At 61.2% G+C, this 19,188-nt stretch carries 5 protein-coding genes and 1 CRISPR repeat array (1 of these 6 running past the window's edge); of the genes, 3 read left to right on the plus strand and 2 right to left on the minus strand.

The genetic code is table 11. The features are described 5' to 3' along the window. Positions 1 to 2,756: direct repeats of the CRISPR family, unit length 28 nt; unit sequence ATTCACTGCCGGGTAGGCAGCTTAGAAA; it begins 4,953 nt to the left of the window's first position. A gap of 130 nt (positions 2,757 to 2,886) precedes the next feature. Further along, positions 2,887 to 3,735: an archaetidylserine decarboxylase gene (asd, locus tag VITFI_RS17385; protein ID WP_089418412.1), complete on the minus strand. Its 849-nt coding sequence runs from the start codon at positions 3,733 to 3,735 to the stop codon at positions 2,887 to 2,889. Positions 3,736 to 3,802: 67 nt separating this feature from the next. On the opposite strand from asd, the gene VITFI_RS17390 reads away from it, so the two are divergent. The 3 genes from VITFI_RS17390 to VITFI_RS17400 are packed head-to-tail and all read left to right on the plus strand — an operon-like array spanning position 3,803 to position 11,172. Then, positions 3,803 to 6,181, plus strand: coding sequence for a penicillin acylase family protein (locus tag VITFI_RS17390; RefSeq protein WP_157725773.1), 2,379 nt, complete (start codon positions 3,803 to 3,805; stop codon positions 6,179 to 6,181). After that, positions 6,178 to 9,195 carry a SpoIIE family protein phosphatase gene (locus tag VITFI_RS17395; protein WP_089418414.1) on the plus strand — a complete coding sequence of 1,006 codons (3,018 nt, stop codon included), beginning with the start codon at positions 6,178 to 6,180 and terminating at the stop codon, positions 9,193 to 9,195. The genes VITFI_RS17390 and VITFI_RS17395 overlap by 4 nt, the downstream gene beginning before the upstream one ends. Positions 9,196 to 9,219: 24 nt before the next feature. Beyond that, a complete protein-coding gene (locus VITFI_RS17400) occupies positions 9,220 to 11,172 on the plus strand; it encodes a B12-binding domain-containing radical SAM protein (protein WP_089418415.1) in 1,953 nt (650 codons plus the stop codon). Positions 11,173 to 11,258: 86 nt separating this feature from the next. Here VITFI_RS17400 and VITFI_RS17405 read toward each other — a convergent pair whose 3' ends face one another. Beyond that, positions 11,259 to 19,184, minus strand: a complete 7,926-nt coding sequence (locus VITFI_RS17405) for a beta strand repeat-containing protein (RefSeq protein WP_157725774.1) — start codon at positions 19,182 to 19,184, stop codon at positions 11,259 to 11,261. Positions 19,185 to 19,188: the final 4 nt, after the last annotated feature.

Here is a 19,188-nt window from a genome sequence, read left to right on the forward strand (position 1 = left end):
AATTTTGGCGAGCATCATCAATCAGCCGTTGGGCATTCACTGCCGGGTAGGCAGCTTAGAAACGGCTGCGGGGAATGTTGGAGCGGTACGAGATATTCACTGCCGGGTAGGCAGCTTAGAAATGCTGCTGCTGTTGTCTCGCTGCTCGCCGTGCATTCACTGCCGGGTAGGCAGCTTAGAAACGAGTGGACGTGATTGCCCGAGTGGACATGAAATTCACTGCCGGGTAGGCAGCTTAGAAAGTCCGCTCCACATGCTGCCCCCCTACCCCCCCAATTCACTGCCGGGTAGGCAGCTTAGAAAAGTCCAGCGGTGCCAGCGGGCAGGTGGCCCGGATTCACTGCCGGGTAGGCAGCTTAGAAATCAAAAGAGGGCGACGCCGTTTGAATCTACAAATTCACTGCCGGGTAGGCAGCTTAGAAAGAGCTGACCAGCCGATCCACTGCTGACATTACATTCACTGCCGGGTAGGCAGCTTAGAAAATCAGCGCCGCCAGGCCCATGCGGCAGGCATCATTCACTGCCGGGTAGGCAGCTTAGAAAATGACCACAGGCACCAGTTCCGGGCGGGTTTGCATTCACTGCCGGGTAGGCAGCTTAGAAATTGGTGATGCCGAAAATGGCCGCAGCAATGGCATTCACTGCCGGGTAGGCAGCTTAGAAAAATCCCCGTACAAACGGGGCATCGTTGCATTAATTCACTGCCGGGTAGGCAGCTTAGAAAATATACACCGACCGGTTCAACGTCAAACGTTAATTCACTGCCGGGTAGGCAGCTTAGAAAACGATCGATTTGGCGTCGTCCTTGGCCAGCTCATTCACTGCCGGGTAGGCAGCTTAGAAAAGGATGGGGGATGGTTCCGCGGTGACAAAAGCATTCACTGCCGGGTAGGCAGCTTAGAAAGTCAGCACGGGCTGGCGCGGCTTGGGGTCAGCATTCACTGCCGGGTAGGCAGCTTAGAAACAGCGCTTCGCGCACTGCTTGCAAGCTCGGGCATTCACTGCCGGGTAGGCAGCTTAGAAAACAGAAGGCAACGCCCGGCAAGCCCTGAAGCAATTCACTGCCGGGTAGGCAGCTTAGAAATTGGCGACGCGATCCAACAGGTATGGCTGCACATTCACTGCCGGGTAGGCAGCTTAGAAAAGCGAGCCGGGCGTGTTTGTCGTCGGCACCGATATTCACTGCCGGGTAGGCAGCTTAGAAAAGGCAAACGCGACGCGGTATTCGACGCGCCAGATTCACTGCCGGGTAGGCAGCTTAGAAAACTCGCCAGGGCACCGTGATGCCCTGGGCGGCATTCACTGCCGGGTAGGCAGCTTAGAAAGTACTCGCGTGCGATCTGTGGCACCTTCATGCATTCACTGCCGGGTAGGCAGCTTAGAAAAGCATTGCGTGAGCATCACTGAGCCGAGACTGCATTCACTGCCGGGTAGGCAGCTTAGAAAACTCATAACCGCATTGCAAAGGATACGGTCATATTCACTGCCGGGTAGGCAGCTTAGAAATGATCATTTCGCGCACCGCGTTGCGAGCGACGATTCACTGCCGGGTAGGCAGCTTAGAAAATCGCGGCGAGGTGGTGCGGCGGGTACTTCATATTCACTGCCGGGTAGGCAGCTTAGAAAAGGGTGGCAAAACTCCGAAGGCGCCAAGCTGGATTCACTGCCGGGTAGGCAGCTTAGAAAGCCAAAACGCTTGCGCACCTCGGCGGCCAGCTATTCACTGCCGGGTAGGCAGCTTAGAAAACAGATCGCACGCGAGTACGGTGTCTGCCGCAATTCACTGCCGGGTAGGCAGCTTAGAAATTGAAGCTGGCGGCGCGGCTCTTTGCTCCCGGATTCACTGCCGGGTAGGCAGCTTAGAAAGCTGGCCAGCGCTCGCAGTTGCATCCTGCCCGATTCACTGCCGGGTAGGCAGCTTAGAAACCAAAGTGGACGGATCATTACATTCACTGCCGGGTAGGCAGCTTAGAAAAAACAGCGGCAGAGCAGCACTCAACCGAGTAGATTCACTGCCGGGTAGGCAGCTTAGAAAAATGCGGCGGAACCGGTGGCGGCGCCGGAAGTATTCACTGCCGGGTAGGCAGCTTAGAAAAGCCGGGTGCGCAGCATGAGGCGCACGATCAGATTCACTGCCGGGTAGGCAGCTTAGAAATGAAGGGGCAGGAATACACCATCGCTGGCCGCATTCACTGCCGGGTAGGCAGCTTAGAAAACCAGACGACGACTGCGCTAATGCATATTCCGATTCACTGCCGGGTAGGCAGCTTAGAAAGTTTAATCTGGGTTTGCCGTCCGGCTGTCCGTATTCACTGCCGGGTAGGCAGCTTAGAAACGAGCGCGTGATAACTCGTGTGCCGAGTTGTGATTCACTGCCGGGTAGGCAGCTTAGAAACGTGCAAGTCCAGCAGGGCGCCTTGGCGCAACATTCACTGCCGGGTAGGCAGCTTAGAAAAGAATCCATCCCGGCAAGCGAGCCAGTCAGCAATTCACTGCCGGGTAGGCAGCTTAGAAAAGCGTCGGGGCCAGCCCCATCAGATCAATCCAATTCACTGCCGGGTAGGCAGCTTAGAAAAGTAGCCGCGAGATTTGCAGCCCGTTCAGGTTATTCACTGCCGGGTAGGCAGCTTAGAAACACTCGTTCAGAAGGCCCTTCATTTCGTCCCACATTAACTGCCGGGTAGGCAGCTTAGAAAATGTTCGCCAAACTGAAGCTCTGCGCCATTGCATTCACTGCCGGGTAGGCAGCTCAGAAACACCAGCACATGAAGCGCAGCGCATCCCCTTGAGGGTGAGGGGAATGCAACACATGGGACGAAATGGGGCGCGGCGTTTTCCATCACACCCGCCAGCTCAACGAGCGCGGCTTGATGGTGCAAGCAGCGCTTACCGCGTCCCCATCACCTCACCCATGCGCACAGGGGCGGTGGGCTCCCAACGTGTCGTGAAACGCAAGCCGCTGCCCTGAGGGAACAGCATCACCACGGTCGAACCCAGTAAAAAGCGGCCCATTTCGGCGCCTTGGGCCAGGGTGATGGCCTGATCGCCTGCATAGTCCCAGCTCCGAGGCTCGGCGCTGCGCGGCGGATTGACCACACCATGCCACACCGTGGCCATGCTCCCCACAATCGTGGCACCCACCAACACCATCACAAACGGCCCACTGTCGCCCTCAAACACGCACACCACGCGCTCGTTGCGGGCGAACAGCCCCGGCACCCCTCGCGCCGTGGTGGGGTTGACGGAGAACAGCGCCCCCGGCACGTACACCATGCGCTTCAACCGACCCGCACAGGGCATGTGAATGCGGTGGTAATCACGCGGGCTCAGGTAAATGGTGGCGAACTGGCCGTCTTGGAACGCCGCCGCCAATGCCGCATCCCCGCCCAGCAAGGCCGTGGCGCTGTAGCGATGACCCTTGGCTTGGAACACCTGATCGCCGCTGATGCGACCAAACTGGCTCACCGCGCCATCCACCGGGCACACCCACGGCGCCGACGCCAGTGGACGCGCCCCCGGACGCAGCGCCCGTGTAAAAAAGTCGTTGAACGTGGCGTAGGCCGCAGGGTTGGGTTCGGCCGCTTCCGCCATGTTCACGCCATAACGCGCAATGAACCAGCGGATCACCTGCGTGGTGCGCTCACCATGGGGCGTGCGGGCCAACGCACCGGCCCGTTCGGTCAACAGGCGTTTGGGGAAAAGGTATTGGGGCAGAACAGCAAGTCGGTCACGCACGATGTCTGGCAAGCGAGGGATAAAGCAGGCCGGCAGTGTAGGACGCGGCCATGATGAAATGGCAACCATGCGGCGCTTTCTTCGTGGATCACTGTGGGTTGTGGGCGGTTTGGTGCTGGGGGTGGCCCTGGCACTGTGGGTCAACGTGCGCATGCGGCTGCCACAGCGTGAAGGCACCCTGTCGTTGCCTGGCTTGCAAGCCGAGGTCAGCGTGCGTTATGACCGCTGGGGCGTGCCCCATGTGCGCGCCGCCAACGAAGCCGATTTGTATCGCGCCTTGGGTTACGTTCATGCGCAGGATCGCTGGTTTCAAATGGAAATGCTGCGCCGCTTGGCACGCGGTGAGCTGGCCGAGGTGCTGGGCCCGAAACTGCTGCCAACGGATCGTTTGTTCCGCACCCTCACCGTGCGACAGTGGGCAGACACCCAAGCCCAGCGCCTGAACCCCACCGATCCATCGACCCTGGCGCTGCAAGCGTACCTGGACGGGGTGAATCACTTCGTCACCACCGGGCCGCTGCCCTTGGAGTTCCAACTGCTGGGCCTGCCGCGCCGCCCGTTCGCTGCGGCGGACACGCTGAGTGTGGCCGGCTATCTGGCTTACAGCTTCGCCAATGCGCTGCGCACCGAACCCGTGTTCACGCAGATTCGGGATCAGCTCGGGCCGGCGTACCTGTCCGTAATCGAACCGCTGGCCGCACCGCCCGCCCGCATGGCACCGAACGTGCCGCTGCCAGCCTTGACGGAGCTGGCCCAGCTCGGCTTGGATGCCGCCGATGCCGCTGGCTTGCCGTTGCTCGAAGGCAGCAACGCTTGGGCGATCAGCGGGGCCCGCAGCCGCAGTGGCCGACCGATGTTGGCAGGCGATCCGCACATTGGGTTTGCCGTGCCTTCGGTGTGGTACGAGGCGGGATTGGAAGCCCCGGGGTTCACGCTGCACGGCCACTTTGCCGCATTGATTCCCATGGCATTGCTGGGGCACAACGCGCAGTTTGGTTGGTCGCTCACCATGTTCCAAAACGATGACATGGATTTGATCGCCGAACAAACCTCCCCCGACCACCCGGGCCAAGTGCGTCACCACGGCGCGTGGGTGGCGTGGCGCGAGCGGCAAGAAAACATCGCCGTCAAAGGCCAAGAATCGGTGGCGTTGACGCTGCGGCATGGCCCCCACGGCCCCATCGTCAATGACGCTCTACCGGCCCACGCTCTGCCCGCTTCGACCCCCATCGCCTTGTGGTGGACGCTGTTGGAGAGTGACAACCCCTTGCTGCGCGCTTTCTACCAACTCAACCGCGCAGACACGCTGGACAAGGCCCGTCAGGCCGCCAGCCAGATCCACGCTCCAGGCTTGAACATCGTGTGGGCGAATGCGGGGGGAGATATCGCGTACTGGTCGGCGGCGCGGTTGCCGATTCGTCCGGCGGGCGTGAACCCCCACTTTGTCCTTGATGGCAGCCGTCCGGAAGCGGACAAACTCGGCTGGCTGCCCTTCAGCGCCAATCCTCAGCAGGAAAACCCATCCGGTGGCCTGATCGTCTCCGCCAACCAAGCACCGATGGCACCGGTGCCCGGGTATTACGCCCCGCCCGATCGGGCCCGCTGGCTCACCCAAGCGCTGGCCGACCCGGATGTGCGCTGGGACAGTGCTGGCCTGCAACGCCTGCAACTGGCCCACACTTGGGACACGGCGTCCGACATCGCCGCCGCCCTGCGCACCGCGTTGGGCGACCCTGACGCCTTGCCGGCGGGTGAACAGCGGCTGCTGGCCCTGCTGGCGCGATGGGATGGCCGCCATGGGGTCAACGACGTGGCCCCGACCCTGCACCATCAATGGTTGTACGAGGTGCTGCGGGCGGCCATGTCCGATGAGCTGGGGCCGGCAGGTTTCGATTTGCTGCTGCGCACGCGCAACATCGAGTCCATCGCCTTGCGGCTGGTGCTCGACCCGGCCTCACCTTGGTGGGATCGGCGTGACACGCCCCAGGTGCAGGAGACCCGCAGCGCCATCGTCCAATACGCTTGGCGAGCGGCTGGGGCTCACTTGCGCCGCACGTTCGGCGATGACCCGGCCACCTGGCGCTGGGGCCGGGCCCACACCTTGACCCACGTTCATCCCCTGGGACGACAGGCGCCGTTGGATCGGGTGTTCAACGTGGGGCCCTTGGAAGTGGCCGGGGGGCGTGAGGTGCCCCATCAACACAGCTTTCAGATCGGTTCGGCGCCGTGGCGGGTCACCAGTGGCCCGTCCACGCGCCGGGTGATCGATTGGGGCGACCTGACGCAGACGCTGGGTAGCACGCCGGTGGGGCAAAGCGGCGCCTGGGGCGACACCCATTACGCCGATCAAGCCGCCGCCTTCGCCCAAGGCCGGGGCCGTTCCATGGGCACAGGCCCTTGGCCGGCCACAACGCCACCTGTTCACGAACTGCGATTGCAGCCATGAGAACCCCGACCCTGCCGGAGCGGCGCCTGAGCCTGCTGGCCTTGTGGGGAGCGGGGCTGCTGTGCGCGTTGTGTCTCGGGGTGGGTGCTGGTTTTGTGCTGTTGGAAAAAGAGCGCATCCGCCAAGGGGCCACCGACGAAGTGGTGCTCCACGCCAAAGCGCTGGAGGAGCAAACCTCGCGCACCATGACCATGGCCGACACAGTGCTGCGCGTGATCGCCGACATCATGAACGAGACCGGGGGAGAAGAATCTGCACGCCTGTCTTCGCTGCTGCATGACAGCTCCCGGCGCCAACCTTTGTTGCGCAGCGTCTCGGTGCTGGATCTGGACGGGCGGGTGTTGGGCAGCTCGCAGCCGGACAACATCGGCGCCCAAGTGGACATGGGGTTGTTTGAGCACAGCGAACGGCCACGCACCGAGACCCGCCCTGGCCGTCTCCTGGCGGGGCGCGATGTGCGTGACTTGCGCGCTCTGCGCCCGGGTCAGCCAGAAGCGGCTTATGTGCTGCCCATGCTGCGATGGGTGCAAGGCGTCCGAGGGCAGCCCCTGCTGATGCTGGCATTGATCAACATCGACTATCTGGCCAACGAACAAGAGCGCATGCTCAGCGGGGGACGTTCGCGTGCGGCCTTGCTGTCTTACACCGAAGGCCAGTTTTTGGCCGGCCCCACCGACTTGGAGTTGGGACGATCGATGTCCCACCTGGAGGTGTTCACCCATTTTTTGCCGCGCAACGTGGAGCATTCCACCTACATCGGCCCGGGCCTCGGGGGCCAACCCAGCCTGATCGGTTTCCGGGCCCTGCGCAACTGGCCCCTGGTGGTGGTGGTGGAGGTGCCCTACGACAAACTCAACTTGCCGCTGCACCACACGATGAAACAAGTCGGCGGGGTGACGCTGGCCATTTGTGTGTTCATCATCGGCATGGCGGGCCTGCTCCACAGCAGCCTGCGCCGTGAAGAACAACACGGCCAGCACCTGCGGGCTGTGCAAGCCGCCGCACGGGGGTTGGAACTGCGCCGGCGGGCCGTGCTGGAATCGGCGCTGGACGCCATCATCACCTTTGATGGCGATGGGCGCGTGGTGGACTTGAATCCAGCCGCCGAACAGATTTTTGGCCGCAGTGCCAGCCAGTTGCTACAAGGATCGTTGTTTGATTTGCTGGCACCGCTGCATCGCACGGCATACCACGACGCCTGGCAGCGTTATCCCGATGACCAGGGCCTGCTGGCACTGAACCACTGCGTTGAAATCGACGCTTTGCGGGCCGACGGGGGGGCATTCCCAGCAGAAATGACCATGGTGCCCATGCGCTCGGGCGATGGGCTGTTCTTCACCATGACCCTGCGTGACATCACACGCCGCCGCCAAGTCGAGGCCGAGCGCGATGCCTTGTTGATGCGTTACCGCACGCTGGCCACCGATTTGGAACGCCAGAAGTTGGCGCTGGATGAACACGCCATCGTCAGCATCACCGACGCGCAAGGGATCATCCGTTATGCCAATGCCAAGCTGGCCGAAATCTCCGGCTATGCACCCGGGGAGTTGATTGGCAGCCGGCACAGTTTGCTCAAATCGGGCCGGCAGTCCCGAGAAACTTACCTGGCTTTGTGGGACACCATCACCCAAGGGCGGATTTGGCACGGTGAGTTGGTCAATCGTCGCAAAAATGGCCGCTTTTATTGGGTGGCCAGCACCATCGTGCCAGTGCCCGGGGACGACGGACGGCCCCGCGAGTACATCAGCATCCAAACCGACATCTCGGCCCTGCGCCAAGCAGAGATGGCTCTGGCGGAGGCCCACCAGCGTGAATTGGACATTGGCACCCGCATCCAACAATCCTTGCTGGTGACGCCGCCGTCCCAACAAGTGCCCGGCTTGTGGGTGAGCGTGTTCAACCAAGCTTCCCAGGGCATCGACGGCGATTTCGTCGAAGTGTTCCAACTGGGTGAGGGGTGCGTGGACATTGTGGTCGGGGATGTGATGGGCAAGGGCCTGTCGGCGGCGCTGATGGGGGCGGCCACCAAGTTGCAGTTTTGCCGTTCCATGACCGAGTTGATGGCCACCAGCTCCGGCACGGGGGCGGCCTGGGCCACACCGGCCCAAATCGTGGCGGCGGTGCATCGGGCCATGACCCCACATCTTCAAGCCTTAGAAGCCTTCGTTACCCTGTGTCACGTGCGCTTGGACATGGGTCGGCGCTGCCTGAGTTGGGTGGGATGCGGCCATGAAGAACCCCTGGTGCTGCGCCAAGGCCAAGCCCTGCGCCGTTTGGAAAATCAACATCCCCCGCTGGGGGTGCTCGACGATGACCAATACCAACAAGACGAGTTGCCGTTGGCCGAAGGCGATGTGCTGTTCTTGTGTTCCGATGGCGTGACCGACGCCATGCGCCCCGACGGTGAACGTGTGGGGCATGAGCGCGTCCATGCGGCGCTGCAAACCTTGGTCGCCTCTTGCGCTCCGCCATCTGCCATGATGCAGCGCCTGCGCCGCATGCTGCTGCACGACGGTGTACAACTCAACGACGATGTGACCATGCTCATGGCGCACATGCCGGTCGGCGGCTGCGATACCGAACGCCTTGAACTGCCCCCCCATGTCGAGCAGTTGCATGGGGTGCGGGCCTTTGTGACCGAACAATGCCAGACCATGGGGCTGGACGAGGGTGCCAGTGATTTGCTCACCTTGGCCGCCGTTGAAGCTTTCACCAATGCGGTGCGCCACACCGTCAATCGGCCCGCTGATGCACCGATCGAGTTGATCGCCCGCCGTGATCGCTTGGGGGTCTTGATGCTGGAAGTGGTGTGCCTAGGCGATCCCTTCGAGCCCCCTGCCCACCTGCCAGAAACCGATTTAAATGCTTTCCCAGAAGGCGGTTTTGGCCTGAGCATCATCCGCATGGCCTGCGACTCGGTGAGTTACCTCCATGCGGAGGGCATCAACACGGTGCGCATGGTGCGCCACTGCCGCCCCGCCCCGCACGCCCGGGGCGTCGAAGAAACTGTCTGACCGTCCGACCTTTTGCTCCTTGTCATGATCTCTGCTCCTGCCTCGCTGCGGGTGTTGAGCCTCATCCCACCGATGACGCAGCTCAACACGCCCTACCCCGCCACCGCCTACCTCACGGGTTTTTTGCGCTCACGCGGAGTTCACGCCAGCCAAGACGATTTGGCCCTGAAACTCGTGCTGCGGCTGTTGTCTCCCGAAGGCCTGCTGCGGCTGCACGAAGCGGCACAGGATTGTGTCCAGCGCCACCACGCGCAACGGCAAACGCCCCCTGCGCCCGTGGCCCATTTTTTGCACGAATTCGAGCGTTACCGTCTCACGATGCGCCCCGTTCTGCGGTTCTTGCAGGGCAAAGATGGCACGCTGGCCCACCGCATCAACACCCGAAGTTTTCTGCCCGAAGGCGCCCGGTTTGCCTCGTTGGACAACTATGTGGATGACGGCAGCGGTGATTCGCTGTTCTGGGCCTTCGGTGCCTTGGGCGCCACGGACAAAGCCAAACACCTGGCCACGCTCTATCTGAATGACGTGGCCGACGTGTTACGCCTGGCCGTGGATGCCCGCTTCGAGTTCGTGCGTTACGCCGAACAACTGGCCACCAGCCAAGCGAGTTTCGAGCCGTTGGCACAGGCCCTGGCCGCCGCCCCCAACTGGGTGGATGCCACGCTGGCACAGCTCACCCGCGAGGCTTTGGCGCAGCATCGGCCAACGCTGGTGTTGCTGTCCGTGCCGTTTCCGGGGTCGGTGTATGCGGCGCTACGCATCGCACAGACGATCAAAGCCGAAGCGCCCGATGTGGCCATTGCCCTGGGGGGCGGGTTTGTGAACACCGAACTGCGCGAGCTGGCCGAGCCGCGTGTGTTTGATCACGTTGATTTCGTCACGTTGGATGCGGGTGAACGCCCCCTGCTGGCCCTGATCGAGCATTTACAGGGGCGACGTTCACGCCAGCGTTTGGTGCGTACCTTTGTGCGCGAGGTGTCCGACACCGGCGCGGCCCGCGTGGTTTATCACCACATGCCGGAACCCGAAGTGCCGTTTGAGGAGACAGGCACGCCCACCTGGGAGGGCTTGCCGCTGGATCAGTACCTGTCGCTGCTGGACATGCTCAACCCCATGCACCGGCTCTGGAGCGATGGCCGCTGGAACAAACTCACGGTGGCGCACGGTTGTTATTGGAAGAAGTGCAGTTTTTGCGATGTGAGCCTCGATTACATCTCCCGTTACGAAGCCGCCAGCGCGAGCACGCTGGTCGATCGAATCGAAACCGTGGTGCGGGAAACTGGGCAAACGGGGTTCCATTTTGTGGACGAGGCGGCGCCACCCAAATCACTCAAGGCGCTGGCCGAGGAGTTACAGCGCCGGGGAACGGCGATTGCGTGGTGGGGCAACATCCGCTTTGAAAAGAGTTTCACGCCCGAGCTGTGTTTGCAATTGGCGGACGCGGGGTGCATCGCCGTCACAGGTGGGCTGGAGGTGGCGTCGGATCGGTTGCTCAAGCGCATGAAAAAAGGGGTTTCGGTGGAGCAAGTGGCCCGTGTGACCAAGGGATTCGCCGACGCCGGTATTTTGGTTCACGCTTATTTGATGTACGGATTCCCCACGCAAACCGTGCAAGACACGGTCGATGCGCTTGAATATGTGCGCCAGTTATTTGAAAACGGCTGTTTGCACAGTGGGTTTTTCCACCGTTTTGCGTGTACCGTCCATTCGCCTGTCGGGCAGCATCCGCAGGATTACGGCATCCAACTCCAACCGTTGCCGCCGGGGGGATTTGCCCGCAACGATGTGGGTTTCATCGATCCCACAGGCACCGATCACGATGCCTTGGGGCAGGGCCTCAAAAAAGCGTTGTACAACTACATGCACGGCGTCGCGCTGGACGAGGATGTGCGTGCTTGGTTCCGCCACCTGCCTGGCAAAGTCCCCCGCCCGACGGTGGCGCGGGGTTGCATCGCCAAAGCACTGCGGATGGCATAGGCGCAAAAAAAGCGGGCCGTTTCCGGCCCGCTTGCGTTGATCCACGGACCAGGGAAGGCCTGCCTTCCCTGTCATGCATCAGTTCATCACACGATCGGAACAGCGGTATCGCCGATCAGCGCCAAGATGTCGGCCACGGCCAAGGTCGTACCGTCATCCAGCTCAATGCTGCCCACCGTGTAGGCCCCCACCTGCTTCTGTTCGAAGAAGCCGTCGATGGTCAACGTGCCGGTGCCACCGATGTCGAGCACCAGATCGAGACCATCTTGGCTGGCCGACAGGTTCGCCGCCGTGATGCCCGCGCCCAACTGGATGACATCTGCCGTCGCCAAGGAGCTGGCGTAGGTGTAGATGATGTCATCGCCGTCACCGACCGCGTAAACGATGGTGTCGGACTCGTTGTCAACTTCAGACACCGTGCCAGAGTAGATGGCATCGTTGTCTTCGCCACCGGTGAGGGTGTCGGCGCCACCGTTGCCATGCAGCGTGTCGTTGCCAGCGTTGCCGATGATTTCGTCGTCGGTGGCGTAGCCGATCAGGACATCGTCACCGCCCGTACCGATCAACGATTGGGCCAGGATGTCTTGATAGGTCAAGGTGGCGGTCGAATCGGTCGCGAACCCAATGGTGCCCACCGTGAACTCATCCGATGCGCTGTAGCTGAAGAAGTTCTTCACGTTCAGCGTGTCGGACGTAGAGGTCAGGCCCAGCACCAGATCGTCGCCGCTGCGCGACACCACCAATTCGTTGACACTCACCGTGCTATCGAGGCCGATGGCATCGGCTGCCCCCTCGGAATTAGCGTAAGCGTAGACCGTGTCATTGCCATCGCCTTCGCCGAAGACCAGCACGTCCGCAGCGTTGTCCCCACCGGCCGTGCCGGTGTAGATGACATCGTTGCCAACGCCACCGTCCAGAGCGTCGGTGCCAGTGCCACCTTGGAGGGTGTCATCGCCATCACCGCCGACAACGGTGTCGTTACCAGCAGCCCCGCTCAGCTTGTTGTCACCAGTGTTGCCCGTCACAACGTTGTTCACGCTGTTGCCGGCGCCGTTGATGTCAGCCGTTCCCGTCAGCGTCAGGTTCTCGAAGTTGGTGCCCAGCGCCCAGGTCACGGATGCCAGAACCAAATCGGTGCCACCCAAGGTGTTACCTTCAACCAGAGTATCCCCAGTCGAGTCAACCACGTAGGTGTCGTTGCCCAAGCGACCCTTCAGGGTATCAGCACCTGAACCACCGTCCAGGTAGTTCGCTGCACCGTTACCGATGATTTCGTTGTTCAGCGTGTTGCCAAACCCATTGATGGCGCTGTCCCCTGCGGCATTGGCTCCATACAAAACCAAATTTTCCACATTGGCGGCCAACGTCCACGTCACGGTCGAGGTGACCTGATCCGTACCCGCACCGCTGGCTTCGGTGACCGTTTCACCGCCGTCCACGATGTAGGTGTCGTTGCCCGTGCCGCCGTCCAGCGTGTCGGTACCTGCACCACCGGTCAGGATGTTGTGACCCGTGTTGCCCGTGATGACGTTGTTCAGCGCGTTGCCCGTGCCGTTGATATTGTCCGTACCCGTCAGGGTCAGGTCTTCAACGTTATCGCCCAGCGTCCAGCTGACCGACGAGTTGACGAGGTCTTGGCCGCTGGTAACCGCTTCCGTGACCACGTCGGTGGACGAGTTGACCGTGTAGGTGTCATTGCCAGCACCACCCGCCAGCGAGTCGGCACCGGAGTCGCCATTCAGTGCGTTGTTGCCGGTGTTGCCGACGATGATGTTGTTCAGCACGTTGCCCGTGCCGTTGATGTTGTCCGCGCCCGTCAGGGTCAGGTTTTCAACGTTGGCACCCAAGGTGTAGGCGATCGACGACTTGACTTCGTCGGTACCTGCATCCAGGTTTTCGGTGACGCCATCGCCCGCATCGTCAACGACGTAGGTGTCGTTGCCTGCACCGCCCGCCAAACTGTCTGCGCCGGCTGCGCCGTCCAGGGAGTTGTTACCGCTGTTGCCGTCGATTCTGTTACCGCCAGTATTGCCGGTGCCGTTGATATTGGCCGTACCGGTCAGCACCAGGTTTTCGAAATCTGCGGCCAGTGTCCAGTTCACCGAGGATTGAACCTCGTCCGTACCCACCGTTTCGGTCAGCGTGTCGCCAGCGTTGTCCACGACATAGGTGTCATTGCCATCGCCACCCAACAGCGAATCGATACCGACACCACCAGACAGCGAGTTGTTACCCGTGTTACCCGTGATGACGTTGTTCAGCGCGTTGCCCGTGCCGTTGATATTGTCCGTACCCGTCAGGGTCAGGTCTTCAACGTTATCGCCCAGCGTCCAGCTGACCGACGAGTTGACGAGGTCTTGGCCGCTGGTAACCGCTTCCGTGACCACGTCGGTGGACGAGTTGACCGTGTAGGTGTCATTGCCACCACCACCCGCCAGCGAGTCGGCACCGATGTCGCCATTCAGTGCGTTGTTGCCAGTGTTGCCGACGATGATGTTGTTCAGCGCGTTGCCCGTGCCGTTGATGTTGTCCGCGCCCGTCAGGGTCAGGTTTTCAACGTTGGCACCCAGGGTGTAGTCAACCGACGACTTGACTTCGTCGGTACCTGCATCCAGGTTTTCGGTGACGCCATCGCCCACATTGTCAACGACGTAGGTGTCGTTGCCTGCACCGCCCGCCAAACTGTCTGCGCCGGCTGCGCCGTCCAGGGAGTTGTTACCGCTGTTGCCGTCGATTTCGTTACCGCTAGTATTGCCGGTGCCGTTGATATTGGCCGTACCGGTCAGCACCAGGTTTTCGAAATCTGCGGCCAGTGTCCAGCTCACCGAGGATTGAACCTCGTCCGTACCCGCCGTTTCGGTCAGCGTGTCGCCAGCCTCGTCCACGACATAGGTGTCATTGCCATCACCACCCAGCAGCGAATCGATACCGACACCACCAGACAGCGAGTTGTTACCCGTGTTGCCCGTGATGACGTTGTTCAGCGCGTTGCCCGTTCCGTTGATGTTGTCCGTGCCTGTCAGGGTCAGGTCTTCAAAGTTCTCGCCCAACGCCCAGCTGACCGACGAGTTGACCAAGTCTTGACCGCTGGCAGCCGCTTCCGTGACCACGTCGGTGGACGAGTTGACCGTGTAGGTGTCATTGCCAGCACCACCCGCCAGCGAGTCGGCACCAGTGTCGCCATCCAGTGCGTTGTTACCGGCATTGCCGATGATGATGTTGTCCAGCGTGTTACCGATGCCGTCGATGTTGGCCGTGCCCGTCAGGGTCAGGTTTTCCAGCTCGGCACCCAGGGTGTAGCTAACGCTCGATTGCACTTCATCGGTGCCTTCGCTTGCGTTTTCAGTGACTTCGTCTGCGGCATCATCGACCACATAAGTGTCGTTACCGGCGCCGCCGACCAAGCTGTCTTGGCCCGCAGCCCCATCCAGGGAGTTGTCGCCGCTGTTGCCATCGATCGCATTGTCAAGCGCGTTGCCGGTGCCATCGATGTCACCCGTGCCAGTCAGCACCAGATCTTCCAAGTTGGCACCCAGCGTCCAATCCACCGACGACTCGACCAAATCAGTGCCCTCGTCAAGCACTTCCGTGACCACATCATCGGCCGAGTTGACCACGTAGGTGTCGTTACCGTCACCACCGGTCAGCGCGTCGGCGCCGGACACACCGTTCAGGCTGTTATCGCCTGCGTTGCCGGTGATGCTGTTGGCTTGGGTGTTGCCCGTGCCGTTGATGTTGCCCGTGCCGGTCAACACCAGGTTCTCGACCTGTGCAGCCAAGGTGTAAGACACCGAAGACCGGGCCTCATCGGTACCCTCACCACCCAGCTCGCTGATGACGTCCAACGCCGCGTCAACGATGTACACATCATTGCCCACGCCCCCAGCGAAGGAGTCATTCCCCGTACCGCCATCCAGCGTGTTGTTGCCCGTGTTACCGGTGATGACGTTGCCCTGCGTGTTGCCCGTCCCGGTGAGGTTACCTGTCCCCGTCAAGGTCAGGTTTTCCAGATTGGTGCCCAGGGTGTAGTTGATGGCCGATCGCACTTCGTCAGTGCCTTCGCTGACCTCTTCGGTGATCACATCACCAACGTCATCGATCACATAGGTGTCGTGACCGACACCGCCAACCAGGGAGTCTTGGCCAACGCCACCATCCAGCCAGTTGTCAGCACCATTGCCGGTGATGCTGTTGTTCAGGTCATTCCCCGTGCCGGACAGGTTGTACCCGTTGTCCACCAGGGTCAGGTTTTCCAGGTTGCTGCTCAGGGTGTAGTTGAATTCAGCTTCGACCCAGTCAGTCCCCTCGTTCGTATTTTCCGTGATGACATCACCAGCCGAATCGACATGGTAAGTGTCGTTACCGGCACCGCCCGTCAGGGTGTCATTGCCCTTCAAACCATCCAAGCGGTTGGCTGCACTGTTGCCTTGAATGATGTTGTTGGCAGCGTTACCGGTGCCATCAATGGTGCTGGTGCCCGTGAGCGTAAGGTTCTCCAGGGTGGCGGCCAGGGTGTAGGACGCGGCGGATTGCACCCAGTCGGTGCCTTCTCCCGCCCATTCAATGATGGTCACGTTGCCCGTGCCAGCGACGTAGGTGTCGTTGCCGGTACCGCCCACCAAAGTGTCATCGCCTGCGCTACCGCCGTCCAGCAGGTTGCCAGCCGTGTTGCCAGTGATCAGGTTGTCCAGAGCATTGCCTGTGCCATCAATGTCGGTGCTGCCCGTCAGGAGCAGATTTTCCACATTGGCAGACAGTGTCCAGTCGAGTGAAGCGTGCACCTCATCGGTGCCAGCGTCCAGGGCCTCAGTGACGGTGTCACTTGCGTGGTCTACAACGTAGGTGTCATCCCCATCGCCACCTTCCAGCGTATCCGCACCGGCCGCGCCATCCAGCAAGTTGGAGCTGCTGGTGCCTCGAATCAGGTTGCCATCCGCGTTCCCCGTGCCGTTCAGATCCGAAGAGCCGCTCAGCAGCAGGTTTTCGATGTTGGCTCCCAGGGTGTAGCTGACAGAGGCAGATACCGTGTCATTTCCACTGCTAGCCGCTTCGGTCACCGAGTCTGTGCTGGAGTTGACCACGTAAGAGTCATTGCCACCACCGCCCACCAGGGTGTCTGCGCCCGTGCCACCGTCCAGGGTGTCACTGCCGGCATCACCCGTGATCACGTTGTTCAGTTCGTTCCCGGTGCCGACCAAATTGGTCCCGCGCAGCACCAAGTTCTCGACTTGGCTGGCCAGCGTCCAATCCATGGAGACCTGCACCTCATCTGTGCCACCACCGGCCAGTTCACTGGTGGTATCGCCGACATCGTCGACCACGTAGGTGTCATTGCCGTCCCCACCTGCCATGGCATCGGCACCTACATCGCCGTCCAGCAGGTTGTTCCCTACGTTGCCCTTCAGAATGTTGACCAGCTCATTGCCGGTAGCATTCACGTTCTCGGTCCCGATGAGCGTCAGGTTTTCGATGTTGTCGCCGAGTGTGTAGGACACGCTTGCTTGAATCGTGTCGGTGCCTTCGGCAGCCGCTTCGACGACGCTGTCCCCAGCAGCATCGACCCGGTAGAAGTCATCACCATCGCCACCACGCAAGACATCATTGCCTGTCAAACCAAGCAGGGTGTCGCTGCCGTCACCACCCAGGAGGGTATCGTTGCCCGAGGCACCGGTGAGGTGGTTATCCAGTGCGTTCCCAGTTCCCAACAGGCCGACAGTGCCCAGTACCAGCAGCCTTTCCACGTTGGCGGACAACGTGTAATTCACCGAAGTGTTGATCTGATCCGTACCCGCATTGAGGTCTTCCGTGACCACGTCATCGGCCGAGTCCACCACATAGGTGTCATGACCTGCACCACCTGTGAACACGTCGGTGCCAGTGCCACCCGACAACAAGTTGGCCCCCGAGTTGCCCGTGATGACGTTGTTCCCGGTGTTTCCGGTAACGTTCAGGTTGCTCGTGCCAGTGAGGGTCACGTTTTCGATGTTGGCGCCCAGGGTGTAGGACACCGACGAGTTCACTTGGTCAGTGCCTTCGCTCGCATTTTCGATGACCACATCCCCCGAGGCATCGACCGCATACGTGTCATCGCCTGCACCGCCGGTGAGGGTGTCGCTACCCGCCTTGCCATCAATGAAGTTGTTGGTTTCGTTGCCAGTGATGGCATTGTTCGAGCTGTTGCCAACCGCCGACAAGTTCGAGCCGGTACCGAGCACCAGATTTTCGAAGTTGCTGCCCAACGTGTAGCTGATGGTGGCGAGAACCGTGTCAGTGCCCGTGTTCGCACCGGCGGCCTCAATGACGGTGTCTCCGAGCTGATCGACCGCATAGCTGTCATTGCCGTTGCCGCCTACCATGTAGTCGGCACCAGCGCCGGCGTGGAAGGTGTCATGGCCGTCGTTACCCACCAGCGTGTTGTCACCGACGTTGCCGAAGAAAGTGTTGTCCAGTGCGTTGCCCGTGCCCGACAGGTTAGCAGTGCCCGACAGGGTGAGCTTCTCGACGTTGACCGCCAGGGTGTACGCCGTTGCGGTCGAGATCACACTGTCAGTGCCTTCGTTCAGGGCTTCTGTGATGACGTCAGTGGCACTATCGACGTAGTACGTGTCATTGCCCGTGCTACCCACCAGGGTGTCGGTACCGGCAGAGCCGTCCAGCGTGTCATCATCGGCACCGCCCGAGAGGGAGTCGTTGCCATCACCGCCGACCAACGAGTCACTCCCTTTGCCCCCGTGCAGGGTATCGGCGCCAGCAGCACCGTACAGCGTGTCGTTCTCAGTTTCCCCGAGCAAAGAGTCATTACCAGCACCGCCATCCAGCGTGTCAGCACCAGCTCCGCCGATCAGCGTATCGTCACCGGCCGCACCCGACAAACTGTCGGTGCCATCCCCGCCCTGCAAAGAATCATTGCCGGCTCCGCCATCCAGCGTATCGCTGCCTGCCAGGCCAAACATGGTGTTGTTGCCTGTGCTGCCCGTGATGACGTTGGCCAGGCCGTTGCCTGTACCAGACTGGCCGCCAACGGCCAGCACCAAGTTTTCAACATTGTCAGACAGCGTGTACGCCGCAGCGGAGGAGACCACGCCATCGGTGCCACTGTCCAGGGACTCTACGGTAACGTCGGTGGCACTGTCCACATAGTATGTGTCATTACCGAGACTACCCACCAGGGTATCGACGCCCGCAGAACCATTCAGCACATCATTGCCGTCCCCACCGATAACGGAGTCGTTGCCAATGCCGCCGGTGAGGGAGTCATTGCCCGTCCCGCCGCGCAGGGTGTCAGCACCGGCGGAGCCGTTCAGGGTGTCGTTGTCAGCGTCCCCCACCAGCGAGTCATTGCCGTCACCGCCATCCAGCACGTCGTTGCCTGCTAGGCCGTACACGGTGTTGTTGCCGGAGCTGCCGGTGATGGCGTTGGCCAGCGCATTGCCGGTGCCAGACAAACCACCAACGGCCAATACCAAGTTCTCAACGTTGTCTGACAGGGTGTAGCTGATGCTGGTGGTCACGGTGTCCGTGCCTGCCGCAGCATCTTCCACCACCACATCGGCGCTGTTGTTGATGGTGTAGGCGTCGTCACCTGTACCACCGATGAGCGTGTCAGTGCCGGTGCTGCTGATCAGCGTGTCATTGCCCGCCAAACCCGACAGCGTGCTGTTGCCCGTGTTGCCCGTGATGACGTTGTTCAGGCTGTTGCCGGTGCCGGCCAAACCGACCGAACCGGTGAGCGTCAGGTTTTCAAGGTTGGCGCCAAGCGTATGGCTAACGCTGGAATAAACGAGGTCGGTTCCTTCACCTGACAGCTCGGTGACGACGTCCAGCAGAGAGTCGACGTAGTACGTGTCATTGCCGGCTCCACCCACCAAGGTGTCATTCCCGACCCCCCCGCGCAGGATGTCGTTGCCAGAACCGCCGACGAGCGAGTCATCGCCCTCCAAACCCCGAAGGGAGTCATCGCCAGAGGTGCCTGTCAGGTTGTCATTGCCGGACGTGCCGTTGAAGTCTGCCATGTTC

Origin of the sequence: Vitreoscilla filiformis (genome assembly GCF_002222655.1) — a bacterium.
Classification (GTDB): domain Bacteria; phylum Pseudomonadota; class Gammaproteobacteria; order Burkholderiales; family Burkholderiaceae_C; genus Ideonella; species Ideonella filiformis.